This is a genomic window from Citrobacter amalonaticus, from assembly GCF_018252635.1.
GTDB lineage: Bacteria > Pseudomonadota > Gammaproteobacteria > Enterobacterales > Enterobacteriaceae > Citrobacter_A > Citrobacter_A amalonaticus_E.
Genome location: NZ_JAGTXM010000001.1, coordinates 425,493 through 446,507, shown reverse-complemented (window position 1 = coordinate 446,507; position 21,015 = coordinate 425,493). Strand labels below are relative to the sequence as shown.

22 protein-coding genes and 1 pseudogene are annotated in these 21,015 nt (G+C 51.3%); 9 read left to right on the top strand and 14 right to left on the bottom strand.

Annotation, left to right across the window (positions count from 1 at the left end):
- The first annotated feature begins 45 nt into the window (after positions 1 to 45).
- Together KE671_RS02050 and KE671_RS02045 are read left to right on the top strand one after the other, a co-directional pair.
- The gene (locus KE671_RS02050; protein WP_206161895.1) at positions 46 to 918 is read left to right on the top strand and encodes a phosphorothioated DNA-binding restriction endonuclease; all 873 of its coding nucleotides are present in this window, start codon (positions 46 to 48) and stop codon (positions 916 to 918) included.
- Positions 919 to 1,092: 174 nt separating this feature from the next.
- Positions 1,093 to 2,193: a hypothetical protein gene (locus tag KE671_RS02045; protein ID WP_206161490.1), complete on the top strand. Its 1,101-nt coding sequence runs from the start codon at positions 1,093 to 1,095 to the stop codon at positions 2,191 to 2,193.
- Between the two features lie 45 nt (positions 2,194 to 2,238).
- Here the strand turns inward: KE671_RS02045 and KE671_RS02040 are convergent, their stop codons facing one another.
- The 3 genes from KE671_RS02040 to lsrR form a co-directional block, all read right to left on the bottom strand.
- Positions 2,239 to 2,589, bottom strand: coding sequence for a cupin domain-containing protein (locus KE671_RS02040; protein WP_195505007.1), 351 nt, complete (start codon positions 2,587 to 2,589; stop codon positions 2,239 to 2,241).
- Between the two features lie 12 nt (positions 2,590 to 2,601).
- Positions 2,602 to 4,194 carry an autoinducer-2 kinase gene (gene lsrK / locus KE671_RS02035; RefSeq protein WP_206161489.1) on the bottom strand — a complete coding sequence of 531 codons (1,593 nt, stop codon included), beginning with the start codon at positions 4,192 to 4,194 and terminating at the stop codon, positions 2,602 to 2,604.
- A gap of 107 nt (positions 4,195 to 4,301) precedes the next feature.
- Complete coding sequence (gene lsrR, locus KE671_RS02030) at positions 4,302 to 5,258, bottom strand: transcriptional regulator LsrR (protein WP_125369853.1); 957 nt, start codon at positions 5,256 to 5,258, stop codon at positions 4,302 to 4,304.
- A gap of 249 nt (positions 5,259 to 5,507) precedes the next feature.
- On the opposite strand from lsrR, the gene lsrA reads away from it, so the two are divergent.
- The 7 genes from lsrA to KE671_RS01995 are packed head-to-tail and all read left to right on the top strand — an operon-like array spanning position 5,508 to position 12,155.
- The gene (gene lsrA / locus KE671_RS02025; protein ID WP_206161488.1) at positions 5,508 to 7,061 is read left to right on the top strand and encodes an autoinducer 2 ABC transporter ATP-binding protein LsrA; all 1,554 of its coding nucleotides are present in this window, start codon (positions 5,508 to 5,510) and stop codon (positions 7,059 to 7,061) included.
- A complete protein-coding gene (gene lsrC / locus KE671_RS02020) occupies positions 7,055 to 8,104 on the top strand; it encodes an autoinducer 2 ABC transporter permease LsrC (RefSeq protein ID WP_206161487.1) in 1,050 nt (349 codons plus the stop codon). Before lsrA ends, lsrC begins: the two co-directional genes overlap by 7 nt.
- Positions 8,104 to 9,102 (top strand): autoinducer 2 ABC transporter permease LsrD, encoded by a 999-nt coding sequence (gene lsrD / locus KE671_RS02015; RefSeq protein WP_206161486.1) that lies wholly within the window; start codon positions 8,104 to 8,106, stop codon positions 9,100 to 9,102. Before lsrC ends, lsrD begins: the two co-directional genes overlap by 1 nt.
- Before the next feature lie 26 nt (positions 9,103 to 9,128).
- On the top strand, positions 9,129 to 10,151 hold the full coding sequence (gene lsrB, locus KE671_RS02010) for an autoinducer 2 ABC transporter substrate-binding protein LsrB (protein ID WP_206161485.1): 1,023 nt from the start codon (positions 9,129 to 9,131) through the stop codon (positions 10,149 to 10,151).
- 28 nt (positions 10,152 to 10,179) lie between these two features.
- Entirely contained in the window at positions 10,180 to 11,055 is an 876-nt protein-coding gene (gene lsrF / locus KE671_RS02005; RefSeq protein ID WP_046487278.1) for a 3-hydroxy-5-phosphonooxypentane-2,4-dione thiolase, read from the top strand.
- Positions 11,056 to 11,103: 48 nt separating this feature from the next.
- Positions 11,104 to 11,394, top strand: a complete 291-nt coding sequence (gene lsrG / locus KE671_RS02000; RefSeq protein WP_044264508.1) for a (4S)-4-hydroxy-5-phosphonooxypentane-2,3-dione isomerase — start codon at positions 11,104 to 11,106, stop codon at positions 11,392 to 11,394.
- A gap of 11 nt (positions 11,395 to 11,405) precedes the next feature.
- Entirely contained in the window at positions 11,406 to 12,155 is a 750-nt protein-coding gene (locus KE671_RS01995; RefSeq protein ID WP_206161484.1) for an epimerase, read from the top strand.
- Positions 12,156 to 12,482: 327 nt separating this feature from the next.
- Here KE671_RS01995 and KE671_RS01990 read toward each other — a convergent pair whose 3' ends face one another.
- The 11 genes and pseudogenes from KE671_RS01990 to KE671_RS01940 all read right to left on the bottom strand — a co-directional run bounded on the left by KE671_RS01990 (position 12,483) and on the right by KE671_RS01940 (position 20,941).
- Positions 12,483 to 13,490 carry a restriction endonuclease gene (locus tag KE671_RS01990; protein ID WP_206161483.1) on the bottom strand — a complete coding sequence of 336 codons (1,008 nt, stop codon included), beginning with the start codon at positions 13,488 to 13,490 and terminating at the stop codon, positions 12,483 to 12,485.
- Between the two features lie 258 nt (positions 13,491 to 13,748).
- On the bottom strand, positions 13,749 to 14,090 hold the full coding sequence (locus tag KE671_RS01985) for a TA system toxin CbtA family protein (protein WP_032728834.1): 342 nt from the start codon (positions 14,088 to 14,090) through the stop codon (positions 13,749 to 13,751).
- Positions 14,091 to 14,110: 20 nt separating this feature from the next.
- Positions 14,111 to 14,452 (bottom strand): type IV toxin-antitoxin system YeeU family antitoxin, encoded by a 342-nt coding sequence (locus tag KE671_RS01980; protein WP_206161482.1) that lies wholly within the window; start codon positions 14,450 to 14,452, stop codon positions 14,111 to 14,113.
- A gap of 10 nt (positions 14,453 to 14,462) precedes the next feature.
- Positions 14,463 to 15,005 (bottom strand): RadC family protein, encoded by a 543-nt coding sequence (gene radC / locus KE671_RS01975; RefSeq protein WP_206161481.1) that lies wholly within the window; start codon positions 15,003 to 15,005, stop codon positions 14,463 to 14,465.
- A gap of 12 nt (positions 15,006 to 15,017) precedes the next feature.
- Positions 15,018 to 15,460: pseudogene (locus KE671_RS01970) on the bottom strand (antirestriction protein).
- A gap of 30 nt (positions 15,461 to 15,490) precedes the next feature.
- Complete coding sequence (locus tag KE671_RS01965; RefSeq protein WP_206161480.1) at positions 15,491 to 16,312, bottom strand: DUF932 domain-containing protein; 822 nt, start codon at positions 16,310 to 16,312, stop codon at positions 15,491 to 15,493.
- Between the two features lie 120 nt (positions 16,313 to 16,432).
- Positions 16,433 to 16,906, bottom strand: a complete 474-nt coding sequence (locus tag KE671_RS01960; RefSeq protein WP_206161479.1) for a hypothetical protein — start codon at positions 16,904 to 16,906, stop codon at positions 16,433 to 16,435.
- A gap of 100 nt (positions 16,907 to 17,006) precedes the next feature.
- Positions 17,007 to 17,471, bottom strand: a complete 465-nt coding sequence (locus tag KE671_RS01955) for a hypothetical protein (protein WP_206161478.1) — start codon at positions 17,469 to 17,471, stop codon at positions 17,007 to 17,009.
- A gap of 309 nt (positions 17,472 to 17,780) precedes the next feature.
- On the bottom strand, positions 17,781 to 18,656 hold the full coding sequence (locus KE671_RS01950) for a GTPase family protein (protein ID WP_206161477.1): 876 nt from the start codon (positions 18,654 to 18,656) through the stop codon (positions 17,781 to 17,783).
- 358 nt (positions 18,657 to 19,014) lie between these two features.
- Entirely contained in the window at positions 19,015 to 19,794 is a 780-nt protein-coding gene (locus tag KE671_RS01945) for a hypothetical protein (RefSeq protein WP_054176800.1), read from the bottom strand.
- A gap of 436 nt (positions 19,795 to 20,230) precedes the next feature.
- Positions 20,231 to 20,941, bottom strand: coding sequence for an aspartate/glutamate racemase family protein (locus tag KE671_RS01940; RefSeq protein WP_206161476.1), 711 nt, complete (start codon positions 20,939 to 20,941; stop codon positions 20,231 to 20,233).
- Positions 20,942 to 21,015 lie beyond the last annotated feature (74 nt).

Below are 21,015 nucleotides of genomic sequence, written 5' to 3'. Positions count from 1 at the left end.
TATTTTGCGAGCATCATCGCAATTATTTACCGAGTAATGAAATCAATGGATTCCAGTCAAACGCTACAACAGGCAATTGCCAACATGACGATCTGGCGCAAAGGCGAGCAGCGTGCGCCACATAAGCCATTACTACTGTTATACGTATTGGCGGGTTATCAGCAAGGTCACCAACGTCTGTTTGATTATGCTTCGGAAATTCGCGATAACCTCCATAGTTTGCTGGAGCGATTTGGACCACAACGCGCCCAGTACCGACCGGACATGCCCTTCTGGCGCTTACAGGGAGACGGATTCTGGCAACTGAAAAACGCGGAGCGCTGTTCTACATTCGGTAGCAGTCGACAACCTCCCGTAGGTGAGCTGGTTGAGCATAACGTTGCTGGAGGCTTTGATAAGCAACGTTATGACCAATTGATAAAAAATAAGAGCCTGATTAATTCTCTCGCCAGACAAATCCTCGAAGCCCATTTCACCGAAAGCATTCAGGAAGAACTCGCCGATGAACTGGGGTTTGAACTCCAGTTGCTTCGTAAGCAGCGCGATCCTCTGTTCCGCCAACAGGTACTGCGAGCCTACAACTATGAATGCGCCATTTGCGGCTTCAACATGCGGCACGACAATACTTCTGTCGCGCTGGAGGCGGCCCATATCAAATGGAAGCAACACGGTGGCCCCTGCGAAATTCCCAATGGTCTGGCCCTTTGCGCAATCCATCATAAAGCTTTTGACAAGGGATCCATTGGCTTAGATGAGAGTATGCGAGTACAGGTTTCAGAAGCGGTCAACGGTAGCGGGATCGTCGGCAGGTTGTTTTGGGATTTTCAGGGGAAAAGCATCTCTCTGCCGCAGGTAAAAGCTTACTACCCACAGGATAAATTTGTGGAGTGGCACAGGAAAGAGGTGTTCAGGAGATGATGAAGATCAGGCTTACCATTATTTTATCTAATTAATGATAAAAATTCAGGTACAGGTACGGTTGCATTAACATATAATACTTTTCCACCACAATATAATTTCGTAAGACTACCATTACTTGAGTCAATATAATAAACACCATCCATTAAACCAATTCAGGCATGCAAAATAAAAATGGAAAACTTCAAATATAAAGCACGAATAAACAAACAGAAAAAAAGCGTTTATAAACCGCTTAAGAAAGTATTGACTTTGTTATTTTCAAACCTTCCTCAACTCAGTTTACTCTCTGCTGCAATTGGGTTTATTAATATATGGATATACCTTTCCCGCATTGATAAACTGAACCTCCTCACTTCATTCCTGGCAAGTCCCGCTACACTTCTTGCTATTTTTGCATCGATGACTTTGATTATTATTTTATCGATGTTATTGCTTTTAATGCCAACATTTATTTTTTCATGGCTATCGATGTTCGACTCCAGTGGCAATTCAAGGAGTATAATCGGACAGTCAGTTATAATCAGTATTATTTTATCCATTATTGGAACCACAGACACATCTTATGCTACAGGTTTTTTAATATTCATCATTGCCTTTTATCTCTGTTATTTCAGCTGGGAGCAGCTACAACAAAGATGTAAAGCTAGCTTCATTGCTTTTCTCAAGGGATTATTTATTAATATCTCAACTTTAATAATAATGTCGGCAATATATAACAACGCAGCTTTATCTGGTGTCGCCAGATTTTATAAAATAGTCATACTGCTCTCATACCTCATCGTGATATATATACCATTAATTGCCTGCAATGACATTTTAATCAATAAAAAAAAGACAAAGAAAAATAACCCAATTCAAATAATAGCTATAACCATCCTTATGGCTATGTATTTTATTGGAACAATAACGCCCGGACTGCTGACTAAATTAAATAACTACACTCTCGCTTTCACCGGTCTCCGTAGCGATACGATGTCCTGGTACAAAGTTAATACAAAAAACTTTCCATCAGGATGGTTAGATCAGAACTGGAATATTAAACCAGGTGCTCAGGATGATGTCTGGATACAAGCATATCCCATCATTCAAAATAATAACATAGCATTTATTTGTTCAGAACAAACCTATAAACAAATGAATGAATATATCAATACAAGGTTAAATGCCTTTGTTAAAAAGCAATCCGGGAGTATGGATACCAGCCAATGTATCCTAATTCAGAATAATATGGATGTATCGGTAAAAGTAACCGATCACAAAAACAATCAATAGCGTCAGCAGCGATACCCTCGCTGCTGATGGTGAAAACGCCAAAATCTAATACCCGGCTGGCTCAACCGGGTGGCTGTCACCCGGAATATGGGGAGATTTCACAAAGACGCCTTTCCATGGCACCTCTCCGTTGTTCACCAGAAAATGGGCTTCACCGGGATCGCAGTGCAGCACATCTCCCGAGCCTAACGTGTAGGGTTCACCATTCAGGTACAGCGTCACCTCGCCTGCCAGGGTATAAAAAATTTCACAGGCTTCGATGTGACGATGGTTGGGAAAAGACTGACCGGGCTGGAGCATGACGACGCCCATATCACAGACCGGACCGCGAATGAGATACTTCGGGCCACTGTCGCCAAAACGGTATTCATGCTGCGCTTCATTCGATTTAATCATTACGATCTCCTGTTATAAACCCGGCGCTTTCCACAAAGAGGTCGTCAACCCGTGATCGACCAGACCTAACTGTTCCTGATATACCGCCTGCCATTTTTCTCGCGACTCCCGGTAAAGCTCATGTTTCTCCTTGTCCGGGACATGCTCCCGCTCCCAGCGCACCAGTCGCTCGCCGGTTTCGGCCATGGATGGCCAGATCCCTGCCCCGACGCCGGCGGCAATCGCGCAGCCCAGCGCCGTTGCCTCTTTGACGACCGGAACGTTGACCGTCAGCCCTGACACGTCCGCCAGAATCTGGCTCCAGAGTTTGCCCTTCGAGCCCCCACCGGCAAACACCAGCGACGTGGGCTGGATCCCGGTAAAATCGGCGATTTGCTGTAAATTGCAGGTCGACACAATGGCCGCATTCTCTTCCAGCGCGCGAAACAGCGTGGCCTTATTACATTTTTCTGGATCGATGGACAGGTTGATAAATGAAGGGGCGGCGTGATACCAGCTTTTGAAACGCATCCGGTCGGAGAAAATCGGCATCACGCCCCATGCCCCTGCCGGTACCCGGGAAGCCATCTCCTCCAGCAGGGTGTAGGTGTCAACGCCCAGGCGCTCAGCGATCAGCTTTTCTTCGGCGCAGAAGGCATCACGGAACCAGCGCATTGTCAGACCGGTAAAAAAGCTGATCGATTCGGTCTGGACCATCCCCGGAATGACGTGCGGATTAACACGGACGTTCATCTCAGGATCAACAATCGGCGCGGGTAAATTCACTACCTGCTGCCAGAATGTGCCGCCCAGTACGGCGGTTTGCGCCGGACGAACAACCCCAAGGCCGAGGCAGCCCAACTGCACATCACCGCCGCCGACGACCACCGGCGTGCCTGCTTTCAATCCACACTGGGAAGCTGCCTGCGCCGTTACCCTTCCCAGCAGCGTTCCGGTCTCTTTTACCGGAGAGAGAATATCTGACCGCAACCCAGCCATCTGCAGTAATGAGGGTTTCCAGTCGCGCGTTTTGAGATCCAACAGGCCCGTTGTTCCGGCATTAGATGGATCTACCGCCAGCTCGCCGCTGAGCATATAGGCCATCCAGTCGCTGATCATCGTGACCGTCGAGGCGCGACGATAGATATCCGAACGATGGTGCGCCAGCCAGAGCAGACGCGGGATGGCGCTCAATGCCAGCGTCTGACCCGTGCTACGATAAACCTCGCTTTCGAAGGTGTAGTCGTGGATCTCCTTAAGCTCGCTGACTTCCCGTGCCGCTCTGGCATCCACGTTTGCACAGGCCCAGACAGGCGTTCCCTCGGCGTCATAAACCACAATGCCTTCGCGCATCGAACAGGCGGAGACGGCGGCAATCGCTTCCGGCGCAATCCCGGCGTTATGCAATGCCTGACGAATGCATTCACAGGTCAGTTGCCAGTTTTTCCCCAGATCAAACTCCATTGAGCCGGGAACATCCGGTACAGCAAGGTGTCGCCATTCCGCTTGTCCCACCGCGATTTGTTTGCCTTCCAGGTCGAAAATCACAGCGCGGACGCTTCCGGTTCCGGCGTCCAGTGCCATCAGGTAATGTGCTGATTCAGAGAGGGTACAGAGTCGGGCCATCGTTTTAGTCCTCGGCTTATTATATCTGTCAGGTCGTCAATGCTTTCTCCACGGTACAAATGGAATTCTGTTACTCTCCTGCCGTGCGCCTGCGCGGCAGGTACGCATTACTGCCCGCTGACAATGGCCGCGGCAGTTTCCTGGTCAGTGACCAATGCGTTGATATAACCCCCTTTCATCGCCGCAGCGATCGCTTCCGCTTTATTCACCCCCCCGGCGACGCCGATCACCGTCGGGATCGTCTTCAGGGTATTGAGGGTTAACCCAATCAGTTCATCGTGGATCTTCATATCCGGGATCACCTGTCCTTCGCCATCGAAGAAGTAGCCCAGAATGTCGCCCACTGCCCCTTTACGGCCAATCATCAGTTGTTCACCCTTTGTGATATAGCCTGAGCGAATAATGGTGGCCTCATCTTTCTGGTTTATTGCGCCGATACCGACAATGGCCGCATCGGCAGCCTGGGCGGCCAGCAGGACATCCTGGACGCTGTTTTCATTTTTTAACGTCCGGGCAATCTCCGCAGAAGAGGCGCGCAGCGGTGCCGGAATAATACTGACCGGACAGGCCGCGTTGAGTTGTCCAATCCCGGTCATGTAGGGCCCCACGCCGCCAGACAGGGTCACTAAACGAATTTGCTGAGCCGAGATAAATCCGCTCAACCGTTTTAAGGTATTCATGGTCGCCTCGCCGAATCCCGCCGCCAGAATCTGCTGCGGCTGGAGTGACTCCATCAGCATATGCGCGGCGCCGATCCCCAGACGAACGCAGGCATCCGCGCCGGGAAGTCCCGGGATAACCCGCACATTGTTCAGATCAAAGCGACGACGTAATTCGGTTTCATATTCCAGACAGCCTTCAAAGCGAGAATTAATCTGTACACGAATAATCCCGGACTGATGTCCCTTCTCCAGCAGTCGCGACACCTTAAGCCGCGTCAGCCCCAGTCTGTTGCTGATGTCGCTCTGCGTCATACCGTCGTGGTAATAGAACCACGCAATGCGCGCTACCAGCTCTTCTTCACTCATCCCTTGCTCGGAAATCATCGGGTCGTTAATAGTCATCATTCTGTCTTCACTTTGAACATATCGAATTTCTGAACACAATTGTTCATTCATTGGTCGTTAATAACTGTGATTCAACCCACGTTTTAGGGGGTTTAATTTGAACAAATTTAATTTTTACGATCATTTTAGCATGAAACGTGATCTATTCGTCGGTTTTATGAGCAGTTAGGTCATAAGGTTATGAACAATTCGAATCGCACAATACATTTGTTCAACCTGATTCTACCCAGGCCGAACGGAGGTGGCATGCAAATGAGTCAAGAAAAGATCGCACCACTGCTCAGCGCACAGTCTGTCTGTAAGCAGTACTCTGGTGTCAACGTACTGAAAGGCATTGACTTTGTCTTACGCAAAGGCGAAGTCCATGCGCTCCTGGGGGGAAATGGCGCCGGGAAATCCACGCTGATGAAAATCATCGCCGGCATTACTCCGGCGGATAGCGGGATCATTGAGATTGAGGGATCCCGCTGCACAAAACTGACGCCCATCCTGGCGCATCAGTTAGGCATCTACCTTGTGCCGCAGGAGCCGCTGCTCTTCCCCAGCCTGACGGTTAAAGAGAACATTCTCTTTGGTTTGCCCAAACACCAGAGCTCGGCGCAAAAAATGGCGGCGATGCTGACCGCGCTGGGCTGCCAGTTTGATATCAACAGCCCGGCGGGGTCACTGGATGTGGCCGACCGGCAAATGGTCGAAATCATGCGCGGGCTGATGCGCGATTCGCGAATTTTGATCCTCGATGAACCCACCGCCTCACTGACGCCTGCGGAAACCGAGCGTTTATTCAGCCGCCTGCGTGAATTGCTGAGTACTGGTGTTGGGATCGTCTTTATCTCCCACAAGCTGCCAGAGATACGCCAGATAGCGGATCACATTAGCGTAATGCGGGATGGCATCATCGCGCTTTCCGGGAAAACGGCGGAACTGACCACTGACGAGATTATCCAGGCCATCACGCCCGCCTCACGCACGAATGCGCTAAGTGCGACACAGAAACTGTGGCTGGAACTGCCTGGCAACCGTCCGCAGCACGATGCGGGCACGCCGGTGTTGAGCCTCGAGAATCTGACCGGTGAAGGGTTTATGAACGTCAGCTTCGAGGTTCGCGCTGGGGAAATTTTAGGTCTGGCGGGTCTGGTCGGCGCCGGGCGCACTGAACTTGCCGAAACGCTTTACGGGTTACGCCCGTTGCGTGCCGGAAGCATCGTGCTCGGCGGCAAGGATATTTCCGCGCTTTCCACGCGCGAGCGTCTGCAACACGGTCTGGTCTATTTGCCGGAGGATCGACAGTCGTCGGGGCTGAATCTGGATGCATCGCTGGCGTGGAATGTGTGTGCGTTAACCCATAACCACAGCGGTTTCTGGGCTAATCCGGCCAAAGACAGCGCCACGCTCGAACGTTATCGCCGCGCGCTCAATATCAAGCTCAACGATCCTGAGCAGCCTGCCCGCACGCTCTCTGGCGGTAATCAGCAAAAAATCCTGATCGCCAAATGCCTTGAAGCCTCACCGCAGGTGCTGATTGTGGATGAGCCGACGCGTGGTGTGGACGTCTCGGCCCGTAACGACATCTATCAGTTGCTCCGCAGTATTGCGGCGCAGAATGTCGCGGTGCTGTTCATCTCGTCTGACCTGGAGGAGATAGAACAGATGGCCGATCGCGTTTACGTCATGCACCAGGGGGAAACGGGTAACGATGCTCTGCAAGGCGACGAGATTAATGTCGACACCATCATGCACGTAGCGTTTGGCGACCGCACGTCAGGGACTATACCGCATTCCGGGGAGGCGTCATGCTGAAATTCATCCAGAATAACCGCGAGGCCACCGCACTGTTAGCCGTGCTGCTGCTGTTCGTGCTGCCGGGGATGCTGGACAGCCAGTACCTCAGCGTTCAGACGCTGACGATGATCTTCAGCAGCGCCCAAATTCTCATGCTGCTGGCGATGGGCGCAACGCTGGTGATGCTGACACGCAACATTGACGTGTCGGTCGGTTCAATCACCGGGATGTGCGCCGTGCTGTTGGGGCTGTTGCTGAATGCGGGATACCCCTTGCCGGTGGCCTGCGTGGCGACGCTGCTACTGGGACTGCTGGCAGGTTTTATTAATGGCGTGCTGGTTGCCTGGCTGAAAATCCCGGCGATTGTCGCCACCCTGGGTACGCTCGGTCTGTATCGCGGCGTCATGCTGCTCTGGACGGGCGGTAAATGGATTGAAGGATTACCAGCGCAACTTAAGCAACTCTCTGCCCCGGTTTTCCTCGGTATCTCCGCCATCGGCTGGCTGACCCTTCTGCTGATGTTGCTGATGGCCTGGCTGTTGGCAAAAACGGCCTTTGGTCGCTGTTTTTATGCCACCGGGGATAATTTACAGGGCGCGCGGCAACTGGGTGTGCGTACCGAAGCCATTCGGATTCTGGCCTTCTCGCTCAATGGCTGCATGGCAGCGCTGGCCGGGATCGTCTTTGCCTCACAGATTGGCTTTATCCCTAATCAGACAGGAACCGGGCTGGAAATGAAAGCCATTGCCGCCTGCGTACTCGGGGGAATCAGCCTGCTGGGCGGCTCCGGGACGATCGTTGGTGCCGTACTCGGCGCCTATTTCCTGACGCAAATCGACAGCGTACTGGTCCTGCTGCGCATTCCGGCGTGGTGGAATGACTTTATTGCCGGTCTGGTCCTGCTGGCGGTGCTGGTATTTGACGGTCGCTTGCGCTGTGCGCTGGAACGCAATATCCGCCGGCAAAAATATGCCCGCTTCACGCCGCCGCCCCAACCGCGTCCGTCGGCAAAAAACACTGCGGACACTGTGCGCACTGCCAAAAAACGTGAGGTTGCCTGATGACTCGTTTACACCGTTACGGCTGGGAACTGGCGCTCGCTGCGCTACTGGTGATTGAAATTCTGGGATTCGGCGTGCTGAACCCGCGCCTGCTGGATTTGAACGTCCTGCTGTTCAGCACCAGCGACTTTATCTGCATTGGCATTGTCGCTCTGCCCTTAACCATGGTGATCGTCAGCGGCGGGATTGATATCTCCTTTGGCTCGACGATGGGGCTGTGCGCCATCGCGCTGGGGGTGATGTTCCAGGCGGGCGTACCGCTGCCGCTGGCCATTATCCTGACGCTCGCGCTGGGCGCGCTGTGCGGATTGATCAACGCCGGGTTGATTATCTACACGGGTGTGAACCCGCTGGTGATCACCCTGGGGACGTTATACCTGTTCGGCGGTAGCGCGCTGCTGCTGTCGGGGATGGCGGGCGCGACCGGTTATGAAGGTATCGGCGGCTTCCCGCAGGGCTTCACCGATTTTGCCAACCTCGATGTGCTGGGCCTGCCCGTACCCCTGATCTTCTTTCTCGTCAGCGTGCTCTTTTTCTGGTTACTGATGCACCGAACCCACGCTGGACGAAATGTCTTCCTGATTGGGCAAAGCCCCCGCGTGGCACTGTATAGCGCTATCCCGGTGAACCGGACGCTGTACGCGCTGTACGCGATGACCGGGTTTGCATCAGCGATCGCGGCGGTGCTGTTGGTCTCTTACTTTGGCTCTGCGCGCTCCGATCTGGGTGCCTCCTTCCTGATGCCAGCCATTACGGCGGTCGTCCTGGGCGGCGCCAATATCTACGGCGGCTCCGGGTCAATTCTCGGTACCGCCATCGCCGCGCTGTTGGTGGGCTATCTGCAGCAGGGATTGCAGATGGCTGGCGTGCCCAATCAGGTATCCAGCGCCCTCTCCGGCGCATTGCTTATTGTCGTTGTCGTAGGTCGTTCTGTCAGCCTGCATCGTCAGCAAATTAAAGACTGGCTGGCGCGTCGTCGCGCTATCCGGCAGGCCTAAAACCCATTGCCCTAAAGGAAAAGTACATGACTATTCAGAGCATTAAAAAAATTGCCGTAATCAGTACCCTTAGCCTGGCGGCGTTCACCCTCAATGCTTATGCCGCAGAGCGAATCGCGTTTATCCCGAAACTGGTTGGCGTGGGATTCTTTACCAGTGGCGGCAACGGCGCCCTGGAAGCCGGCAAAGCGCTGGGCGTCGATGTCACCTATGATGGCCCGACGGAGCCCAGCGTCTCCGGTCAGGTTCAGCTCATCAATAACTTCGTCAACCAGGGGTATAAGGCGATTGTGGTTTCCGCCGTGTCGCCTGATGGCTTATGCCCGGCGTTAAAGCGTGCCATGCAGCGCGGCGTGAAGGTGCTGACCTGGGATTCTGACACCAAACCGGAATGCCGTTCGTACTACATCAACCAGGGCACGCCTGCCCAGTTAGGCGGCATGTTGGTTGATATGGCCGCAAATCAGGTCAAAAAAGAGAAAGCTAAAGTGGCCTTCTTCTACTCCAGCCCGACCGTAACCGATCAGAACCAGTGGGTGAAAGAGGCCAAAGATAAGATTGCCAAAGATCATCCGGGCTGGGAAGTTGTCACCACTCAGTTTGGTTATAACGACGCTACCAAATCGCTGCAAACCGCAGAAGGCATTATTAAGGCTTATGCCGATCTCGACGCCATCATCGCGCCGGATGCCAACGCCCTTCCCGCTGCCGCACAGGCTGCTGAGAACCTGAAAAACACCAGCGTGGCGATTGTCGGCTTCAGCACGCCAAACGTAATGCGCCCTTATGTTGAACGCGGCACGGTGAAAGAGTTTGGTCTCTGGGACGTGGTCCAGCAAGGGAAGATCTCCGTGTACGTCGCTGATGCGCTGCTGAAAAAAGGCGACATGAATACGGGCGACAAACTGGACATTCCGGGTGTGGGCCAGGTTGAAGTCTCGCCGAACAGCGTACAGGGCTACAGCTACGAAGCGAAGGGCAATGGCATTGTGCTTCTGCCTGAGCGCGTGGTGTTCACGAAAGAGAACATCGACAAATACGATTTCTGAGTTTCATTCCTTAACCGTGGAGTAAAAAATGGCTGATTTAGATGACATCAAAGATGGTAAGGATTTCCATACCGATACGCCGCAACGCAATACCCCGTTCACACTGAAGGGGTGCGGCGCACTTGACTGGGGGATGCAGTCCCGACTGTCGCGCATTTTTAATCCTGAGACGGGAAGAACGGTCATGCTGGCGTTTGACCATGGCTATTTTCAGGGACCGACGACAGGGCTGGAGCGTATTGATATCAATATCGCCCCCCTGTTCCCGCTCGCTGATGTGCTGATGTGCACACGCGGCATCCTGCGCAGCGTGGTACCGCCCGCTACCAACAAGCCGGTGGTCCTGCGCGCCTCGGGCGCTAACTCGATTCTCACCGAGTTAAGCAATGAGGCGGTCGCGCTCTCCATTGATGATGCGGTTCGTCTCAATAGCTGCGCCGTGGCGGCGCAGGTGTATATCGGCAGTGAGTACGAGCACCAGTCGATCAAAAATATCATTCAGTTGATCGATGCTGGCATCAAAGTCGGTATGCCGACGATGGCAGTAACCGGCGTGGGGAAAGACATGGTACGCGATCAGCGCTACTTCTCACTCGCCACCCGTATCGCCGCAGAGATGGGAGCGCAGATCATCAAGACCTACTATGTCGATAAAGGTTTTGAGCGTATCGCCGCAGGTTGTCCGGTCCCGATTGTTATCGCCGGTGGTAAAAAATTACCGGAACGCGAAGCGCTTGAGATGTGCTGGCAGGCCATCGACCAGGGGGCTTCCGGTGTTGATATGGGACGTAACATCTTCCAGTCCGATCACCCTGTCGCCATGATGAAGGCCGTCCATGCGGTGGTACATCGTAATGAAACCGCAGACCGCGCGTATGAACTCTATCTGAGCGAGAAAAACTAAAAAGTCATGGGCCTGCCAGGCGGGCCCATGCGTTTCAAGGAGAACAGTATGCATGTCACTCTGGTGGAAATTAACGTCCACGACGATAAAGTCGACGAATTTATCGACGTGTTTCGCCTCAATCATCTGGGGTCTGTGCGTGAAGAGGGGAATCTCCGCTTCGATGTATTGCAGGATCCGGAAGTGAAGAGCCGTTTTTATATTTATGAAGCCTATAAGGATGAAGCCGCCGTTGCGTTCCATAAAACAACGCCCCACTACCTCGCCTGCGTTGAAAAACTGGAATCGCTGATGAGCTGCCCACGAAAAAAACGTGTCTTCAATGGATTGATGCCATAAGGATCTCAAAAATGAACCGTCCCTTTTCCAGTTTGAATCGCGCAGAGTGCGTATCGTTGATGAAGCGTTACCCGTTAAGCATCGGTATTCTTGCCGGCCAGTGGCTCAGACTCGGTGAGTACTTGCAAACGCTTCGCGCACTTGAACAACCCGTTCTTCATCTGGATCTGATGGACGGGCATTTTTGCCCTCAGTTCACCGTCGGTCCCTGGGCAATCGCGCAATTGCCAGCGCAGATAATTAAGGATGTTCACCTGATGGTGGATAATCCCTGGCCCGTCGTGCAGGCAAGCGTAAACGCGGGCGCGCACTGCGTCACGTTGCAGGTAGAAAACACGCCGCATTTGCACCATATGCTCCATTGGCTGGGTGAGCAAAATGCGGAGGTCTCCGGTGGTACGATGCCGGTGTTGCGAGGGATTAGCCTGTGCCCGGCAACACCACTGGAACACATTCTGCCGGTTATTGAAGACGTTGAGATCGTGCAAATACTGGCGGTGAATCCTGGTTACGGTAGCAAGCTCAGCAGGTCAGCCTTGCTAAGGCGCATCGCTCAGGTTGTCGCATTACTTAATGCGTCCGGGAAACGAGATTCTATTCTTCTGGCCGTTGATGGTTCGCTAACCCTGGAAGAACTCCCGGAGATCATTGCCAGCGGCGTCGATCGCGTGATATCCGGCAGCGCCCTCTTCAGGAACGATGAACTGGCGGAAAATATCTCACGCTGGCTTATGACGATACAGTCTGCAACGCGTTGTTGATGAAGGGAGTTCCGTTGGGTGGACAGTCTGTGGATATTGCCGTATTAAATGAGTTGATGTTCGTGGATATGTTCATGCATGCGGCTGGTTATTGTTGAAACGCAAACCTTGTGTGGCACGTTTTTAAGGTACAAAAGTCGCTTTTGAGTGCGAAGGCCGGACTCGAATTTCACACCTAATAGACTGATATCAATGTAGTTTATAAACAGGGATAAATATTTATACCCGCACTTGTACCCACAAGTTAAGAACCGTACAAAAAATAGACATTGCAAGTGGGTATAAAGCCATACCAATAGAACACCGATATGGCAGCCAAAGCAAGATTCAGGCAGGTAGGAAAGTTTTCTTCAGAGGCACCAAAAGTTTGGTCTCGATATCGACTTGCTCATAGTTCTCAATAAGAGCACGGACGAGATCATCAAGCGTCCAGAGCGTCAGTGGTATCGTCGAACGATCGGCCTCATAGCGAGCATCTTTTGTAAAACCACCGGTACTGACATAAAGCCCGCGATCGTCTTTATGGCGACCGCCAATAAAGCTACGGATCTGTTGGCTTCCCATTTGCTCCCTGCGATGTTTTACCTCAACGATAATACGTGGATTTTCAAAGCCGAATCCATCAGGTGAAGCAATGATATCTTTACCCCGATCGGCTCCCGCTGGTGACACCTGCGTTTTATAGCCCATACTGCGCAAAACTCCAGCAACCAGATTTTGCATCTCGTCCCAATCAAGAGAGTTGATGCGGTCTTTGATACCCTCAAACGCCAGCATTTCCATATCGCGGAGCGGATCAGAAACGACCTCATCTTCATCTATCACAATTGGATTCTGAGTAATTACATCTGCAGTGGGTTTCTTATCCTGCAAAAGCTCTTCTAGAGCATATTCTGGAAGCTGGAAAACCGTCAGCGTGGAGCCCAATGTGTTTTTGGTAGCAACAGACAATCGATCGCGATCGATTTCTTCAGTATTCCATTTAACCTGTCGAGCGATTCCCATCCCCTCTTCTACCCATCCGGGGTGGTACTGGAAATCAGATGTAACCTTACCTAGCAGATAAGTACGGTTGGCTGGCGAATAGGTAATAACCCAATCACCCTTTTGGATCTCATTAACAAAACGCCAGACCTGCGATGCTCCAGAACGGGCTGTTCCCAGCTTCGTTAAAGGGTCTGCTTCCTGGTATAAGGCGAGTAGCTGGGCTCGGGACAGGCCGGGTTTGACTAATGGAGCCAGCTGAGACCAGCCGATACCTACAATTTGCTTATCGCGAAAATCGTCATAGAGCTTGCCGCCGTCACCGCGGATCATCCACATTCTATTGCCCATAGCCGTCCCTTCATGAGGAAAAGAAATTAAGCTGGATCATAAGATTGTTCGCCGCATGCGTCAAAACCATCAACAACGACGGCCCAGCATTCTCGGATTGTACTTGCGATAATGTGCCCAGTAAAAATTACAGCTTCTATTTGCATGATATTTCGTCCATATAAGTAAAAGCACCAACCAGCATCGGCAGGTGCTTTTTGGAATGAGTAAATAAGTAAGGAAAGCTGCAGTGTGAATCAGAAAGGTTATTCCCAATGTTCACTGTGCCGCGCTAATACGATTTCTTTTCAATAAACCAGTTGCCTGCCGCGCCCGCAGAATATCGACTGCCCGCAGATATGGGGACTGTTCCTGCCAGTTGAATCCCCTGCGATCGATACGAACCAGTTCGTACTTTTCTACCAAAAAGTTAACAGCATCGGCCAAAGTTATACCGGCATCGATATGTTCCTGAATTACCGTTTCATCACTGAATGGTGTGTCGTTGAGTGTCAGGCCATAATGTTGTTCCAGCAGGCGTGCAAGCAGCATTTGCCACACTGCCACGGGCGATAGACATAGCGTCGCCGCCTGCGGAGTTGTTGCAGGTAGAGTTTTCATATTTGCTCTTGTGGAGTTAGTTAACGTTGAGTGGGGTAAACGGCGATGTATACATAGCCGCAACTGCCAAGTGTATCGGCTTCGCAGGTGAAACCGTTGTGGTACAGGGTGACGCAGTGGGCATAGCGAGGATTCATTTCACTAGTGGTCAACATCGATTCCATCTGGCTGATAAAACGTGGGAATACTTCATCCAACTTCAAAGATTCTGCGTTACTGAATTCACCGATAATGCTGACCCGGTCAGCCAGATAGTGCAGTTGGTTTCCCTCCTGTACCAGACGAGCGCCAAAGCAAGGTGTCACATTACGATTCAGTCCCCATTTTAGAAATGAATCGTTCTCTGAGTCAGTAGATTTCATTGAAGTGCCCTCATATCCAGCCTCGCTCAGCAAACGACACAATGCCACCTGAGCCGATAACCAGATGGTCGAGCGTGTTCACATCAACAAGTGCCAGGGCATCTTTAAGTCTGCCCGTAATGTTGCGATCGCATTGGCTGGGCTCCGGGTCACCGGATGGATGGTTATGCGCCAGTACGACAGCTGCAGCATTGAAGCGAAGTGCTGACTTCACTACTTCACGGGGATGGACCTGGACATGGTTAATCGAACCGGCAAACAGCGTTTCGCTCTCCAGTAAACAGTGCTGGTTATCGAGATAGAGCACCATAAACACTTCCCGCTCCTGTCCGGCCAGCTGTAACCGAAGCCAGTCACGGGCAGCAGTACTTGAGGTAAAGGCTATTCCAGGCTGGCGCAGATATTTATCCAGCAGGTTGATAGCCCGGCGGATGGTCCGTTGGGCATAGGGTATCAATCTGGATGTCGCTGGGAGCAGGCAACTATGCTGGGTCGTAACCGCCAGCGGAAAGAGTTCAGGCTGCGTTGACACCGGGGATAATGCGGTACTCATGTCAGGCATTCCTCAGTCGATGAGATACATAATGGCGCTGCACTCTGGATGGTTCAACGCGAAGTCTCGTAAGCGATAATAGTGCTCAGTCATCGCGTCACACTCGGTGCGACAAGCGTGGTGGCTGTATGTCATCAGACAGGCGACTATCCCTGCGGCTTCGCCAGTAAGTTCCGCGCCGTTGCCGTTCATACTGTTGAACAATGCCACTTCTCATCGTGCTCTGACTCAGGAGCCATAAAAGCGCCGCCATTGCTGAGCGTCAAAAAGCTCCAGATACCGCCGTGATAATCGGTACACAGGCGGTCCATCCAGGCGAAAATGCGAGGTTCAAGGGTTATCCATTGCGGGATGGAGCCAAAGTGCTGCGGCCAGAAGCCGATGCGTAACTCGTCCGGGACCACTGAGGCAGTAATTGCGGTATGCTTCGCGAACTGATGATTTTGTGTATTCATTAAACTATCTCCTTATGCCGGAACGGTTGTTTAACGTCCGAAAAATTCGAGCATATTTTCTGCCATAACCCACAGGGCGCGATTGAGCTTCACGTCACCATCAATACCGGTAATGGCACGGGTGCGGCTGCTTTTCCCCTGAGCGGTTCGCCCTGACAGACCACCTTTCATCAGGTTCTCCTGCACGCGCTGGTAAACGGTCCACAGATCATCGCTGTAGTCCTCCCGGCGACGTGGGGTCAGCAACTGCGATACCGCGACCGGCTGGTGGTCCTCACCAAAGCGATACTTCAGTGCGGCATTCGCCAGCGCGTGACGGGCCGGAGCTGGCAACGCCAGTGACTGCATTGCATCGCGTTTCTCCTCTACCCGGTCAAATACGCCGAGCACTTCGTAAGCCCCTTCAATTACCTTCTCAACAACATTCCCTTTATGCGGTACCCGCACTTCTCCAAATGACTGACCGCAGACCAGACCGTTGGTACAGACGCCTCGAAACAGCCCCGGCAACATCTGGTAGCTTGATGAGCCGTCATGGCTGTTAAGCAGAATGATTTCCGGCACCTGATGTCCGGTCAGTTGACCGGCACGACGCAGGCGAAGCATGTGTTTGGTGTGCTCCCGCTTTCTCTGGTCCCGGACCTTCGTCTGGCAGGCAAAGAACGGCTCAAAGCCTTCACGCTGCAGGCTTTCGAGGATGGTGATGGTCGGGATGTAGGTATAACGGTCTGAACGAGATTCATGTTTGTCACTCCCGAACACGCTGGGAACATGACTCATCAGCTCTTCGGGGGTCAGAGGCCGGTCACGGCGTATCTGGTTTATACGGCCAAAGCGGCTGGCTAATCGCATGGCTAACTCCTTATCTGATAATGAAATAAAAACAAAAAAGGCCATGTTCCCGAAGGAGCATGGCCTGTTGCTATCTGGTGTTGGTGCGTAGCGGGCTGGAGAGGTCTGAAGTGTGAATAATTAATCGCTGTAGTGTGTGGTCCGGCATTCACTGAGGTCAGACAGTTCTTTTTGCGTATTCTTCAGACCCGGACTGAAAGTGCCTACTTTTTTATCGCTGACATAAACATCGAAATTTGCTGCCTGCCCCAGTGCGTCAATAAATGACACCCAGGCATTGTCACCGTTTCGCCAGCCCAGGGATGACGGTAACGGATACTGGCTGTCATTCATCACCACGGTGATGTCGGTTCCGTCATCGTGAGAATTCAGCAAGGTACCGTCGGGCAGGGTCAGGTATACGCTGTGCTGCAGCACATTCTGCTCATCGGGGCTGGTAGTGCAGTTAAGATTAAAGACCACTTTCTCCGGGCTGGTAATGATGTATTCGGCCACACCCTGAGCGAAGCCGCTGCTCCACATATTGGGGATGGCCTGTGCAACGGAGGCTGAGGCCAGCATAACGACCGCCAGGGCGGCATGAGATAAACGCATAAGTGATTTCCTTTCATTAACATCAGAGGGAGGGAATCCGTCAGGGCGCGCTGAAGCGCACCGGGAACCCGGACAACCTTAATTAATTTCATCAACGCTCTTATCTGTCTGTCGTTTTGTCCTTCCATTTTGGCCGGTTGCTACCCGAAAAGGATTTCACCATCGACCAGTATTCCACCGGGAATCGTTTTACCAGTTCCCCGTTGAGACGGACATCGATAGTCCGGTACTGCCCGTTGTTCATGGTCCCCTGACTGAAGTAAGCATTGCTGCTGCAGGTCCCCGTGTCGTACTGGTTCCAGGCTTTTTCGGGTTTACCCACTACGTAAAAATCCCCCAGGGCGCAGCCGTTAGTGGATTGACGATTAACGATGGCTACCCTGTTCGTTGCCGCCAACACGATGGTGCAGGAGCTTTGTTTTCCACCACAGACATCCCATAACACCCGACCACCAGGGTCCTTAAACGACCAGATAGTGTTCGCCGGAATATCGGCCCGTTCCCGGGCCGCGGTACTGAAACTGACGCTGAAGACCAGCGCAAAAACTGCAAACCTCACTTTCATTTTTCATTCCTTAGCCATTTCAGAAAATCCGGAGTCAGCGCCCGCAACGGCGTACCTGGCGCGCTGCAGACTGAACAGATGCCTTTAGATACCGATCGATAATAACGATCGATAAAATAGATATCGATCGTTATATTCTATTAATAAGAGCGAGACTTGTCATCCATTTCGGGGAAAATGTGTGACAGAACAGGGACTCAGGTATCCGGTGCCACGAAGCGGGAGCAACGGAGCATTCTGATTAAAAGAAGTGGGTCTGGGAATGAGGCTCATGCCCACGGTTGACCGGGAGGAGTATAAAGTCTGGTTTCAGAAGAAAATCCAATCCCAGACGGCACGGGCGACGGACACCACCACATCACGCACGGTACGAATCACCGTTTTCAGCGATGCAGGCAGGAACGACGATGACTCAGTCGTATCAAAAACCCGGCTCACAGCTTCACCGAAACTGTCACGGGCCTGCGACTTTACCGGCTCTGTGCAGAGTCTCCCTTGCAGTTGTGTCACCACCGGGCTGGTGGCGCGGTCAGGCAGACAACACATCATGTTTGCCACCATATCCTCAATGCCCCATCCAGTGCTGGCGGACACCACACAGACCGGATGATGCGGTTTAAACATTGCCATAATTGCAGCCTGCTTCGCTTTAAGATTTACCTGTTGTTGTGGCGAAGGCGTGCCGATCACGCTATCCCATTCATGACAGGGTTCGATTTTGTCGGCCTGGTTAATCACAAACAGTACCTTTTGCCTGTAAGGTTGCATCACACCGTGCCAGAACTGCTCGTCCACGGTCAATGCCCGATCATCGGCCTTAATGACCCACAACACCAGGTCCAGCTCCGGCAGCATACGACGGTACAGGGCTCGGTACTCATGATCCCGCCGCCCGTTTTCACCTACACCCGGTAAATCGACAATTACCAGACTGTGACGCCCGCTACGTAACCGGAAGCGCAATACGTCGCGAGTACACGCGTTCACGTCACTCACCGGCGACACCTCGCCCCGGAATAATTTGTTGCAAAGAGAGGATTTACCAGCACCACTTTTGCCCATGATGCCAATCAACGGCTCGTAGTGGGTCAGGTTCTGGATACGTTTAAGAATAAGCTGGCGAAGCGTGTGCGGAAGCGACGCGAGCGGTTGTTCAAGGGCCTGAAGGCCGTCAGGTTTATTCATACAGTAGTCTCAGCGTGAAAAATTAAAAATCCCGGATCCAGTAAGGAAGGCGGGGATTCACTGAGATAATATCTGTCTGAAATAATTTGGAATTTTAGATTAACATGTAAAAAATATTGTGCGGTCCAGAAGTGAAAAATGTCCGATTCGTGCCCGAAGCAGTCATTGCTAACACTCACTTCAGTCAATAAGCAGGATACCCGCTTCTGGCACGGAGTAGTCAGAAGCGGGCATTGCTAACGGAGTAATGTGCTAATTTATAGGCAGCAGGTTGCACTATATCTTGCACATCAACAACCGGCTCAGGTTTACTGCGCCCGATACTGAAAGCTCGTAGTGGATTACGATATATTATATTTTAAAACACCCAACTGATAAATCCACTTGAATGCTTTTCACTAATTTTCATTGCATACAGTTCATGAAGACTTCGAAAAAAATCATTATCTTTTTCAAATATTAACTGCTCATGCTCTTCAATTATTAAATAATTTTGCATTACCGGATTAAATACCCTCTCCATTTCCTTGATCAACATAGATCTATTTTTATCGATGGACAGATCTATAGCGATAAATTCTCGCATTAATGGCATTAGTTGATTTGGGTCTATGTTTTCTATATTCCCACTAGCTTTTTTTTGTCTTTCTGAATAGATAACATTAATCTCGCTTGTGTATTTTTTTGCTAACCTCATAAATTCTGGGTATGAACCAGTAGCTAATGCAATCTCTTCATATTTGAGAAATAAATCGGCTTTGCATTTTTTTACCGTCACTTCGAGGTCTTCAACTGTCTTTTTTAAATCCGCATTTGCTTTGATAATTGACATTGGAATAGCTTCATAATTCTGACCTAATTTGGAATCAGGGGTCACCATCATATGTACTACTTCATTAAACATAAGTTGATAAGAACCAGATAACTCTCCATATTTTAGAAAAAGTTCATTGTGTGAAGATGAACAAGAACTTTGTAATTCCCTCATTGGTCTGTAGTAATCCTTTATAAGTTCCTCTTGAAGACCTTGGTCCTTTTTGTAGTTTTCTAATATCCCAGCAAAAAGAAATGACCCTAAGAATATAGAAATTATGGTAATTAGCAATTGACTAGAAAACGATTGCGCTCGATTACTCATGAATTATCCTTAAAACATAACACGGAAATAAGCGGCCCCTGCCAGGGAGAGAACGACAGGTCGGGAACGAATTTAACTGACGGGTTAGCCATAGTCCAGAACCTTGGTTAAAATGCTAACTATGGCTGTAAGCATCCCAGAAAGTTGCGCCAGTAATATTTGAAGCTCCTTATAATCCAGTTAAATCAATGTCCGCTCCTCGCTCACAGCAGACCCTCAGCTCAGTGACCTTTTCCGCTTTGTGCCAGAAGCGGACGTTTCCAACATGTGCACGCACTTATCCCTGCAGAACAGATCTCACTGCATAGCCATGCAGACGCGTCAAAATCATCAGGGGCATTTTTCAGGGGCCGGACAGGGGAAAGGTGCTGGAACCGCAGGATCGCGCTGAGGACCCCTGCTGCGGTGCGGCAAATGATCGTTATGGTAAATGCAGCTACTGAGCTGACCTCGTCTTCGCAAAACTGCGAATTGCCGCTTCAGCCAAACTTGATGCTGTATCAACAATCGACAGATGCTGCTGAGGATGGCTTTCAAGTAAGGGGCTGATGTCCGTACAGGCAATAATCAGCGCCTGGGCGCCAGCTTCCTGCGCCAGAGAAATCAGGTTTCGCCACTGCGTTATCACTTCAGGATAGGTAAATCCGTTTTGCTTAATCAGCGCTATCAAGCGTGTAGTGATAGCGCGCAATGGGTCAGAAGAGACACAGCGCTTTCCCATTAGATGTAGACGCTGCTGATAAAAACCCGCATCAAGCGTAGCCTCAGTAGCAATCACGGCGATATTCTCCGTTTCGGATGGCAGACGTTCAAGCGCGCAGTCGGCAATGTGCAGGACAGGAATGCCAGCGCTAGCCTCCTGCATTTCAGTAAAGTAGCAGTGTGCCACATTGCAGGGAACCACGATCAGATTGACCCCGGCTTTTACCAGATTGCTAATGCCATCGCGCAATGCCGCGGACATTGCAGCATCGTCAACTACCCGGTCAGGGAAAAAAGGAGTCGGCAAGGAAATAATATGCATTTTGGGATAGTCGATATCGAATCTTGCCCCGTATTGCTTTTGGCACTCATCCACCAACATATCGATAAAAGGCGCGGTGGAACGAGGCCCCATACCGGCTAACACCCCAAGACTGTAAGACATTACGCACTCTCTGTGATAACGGGAAAAATACATCATACATACATCAGGCATCGGGTTCACAACAGGGATTTAAT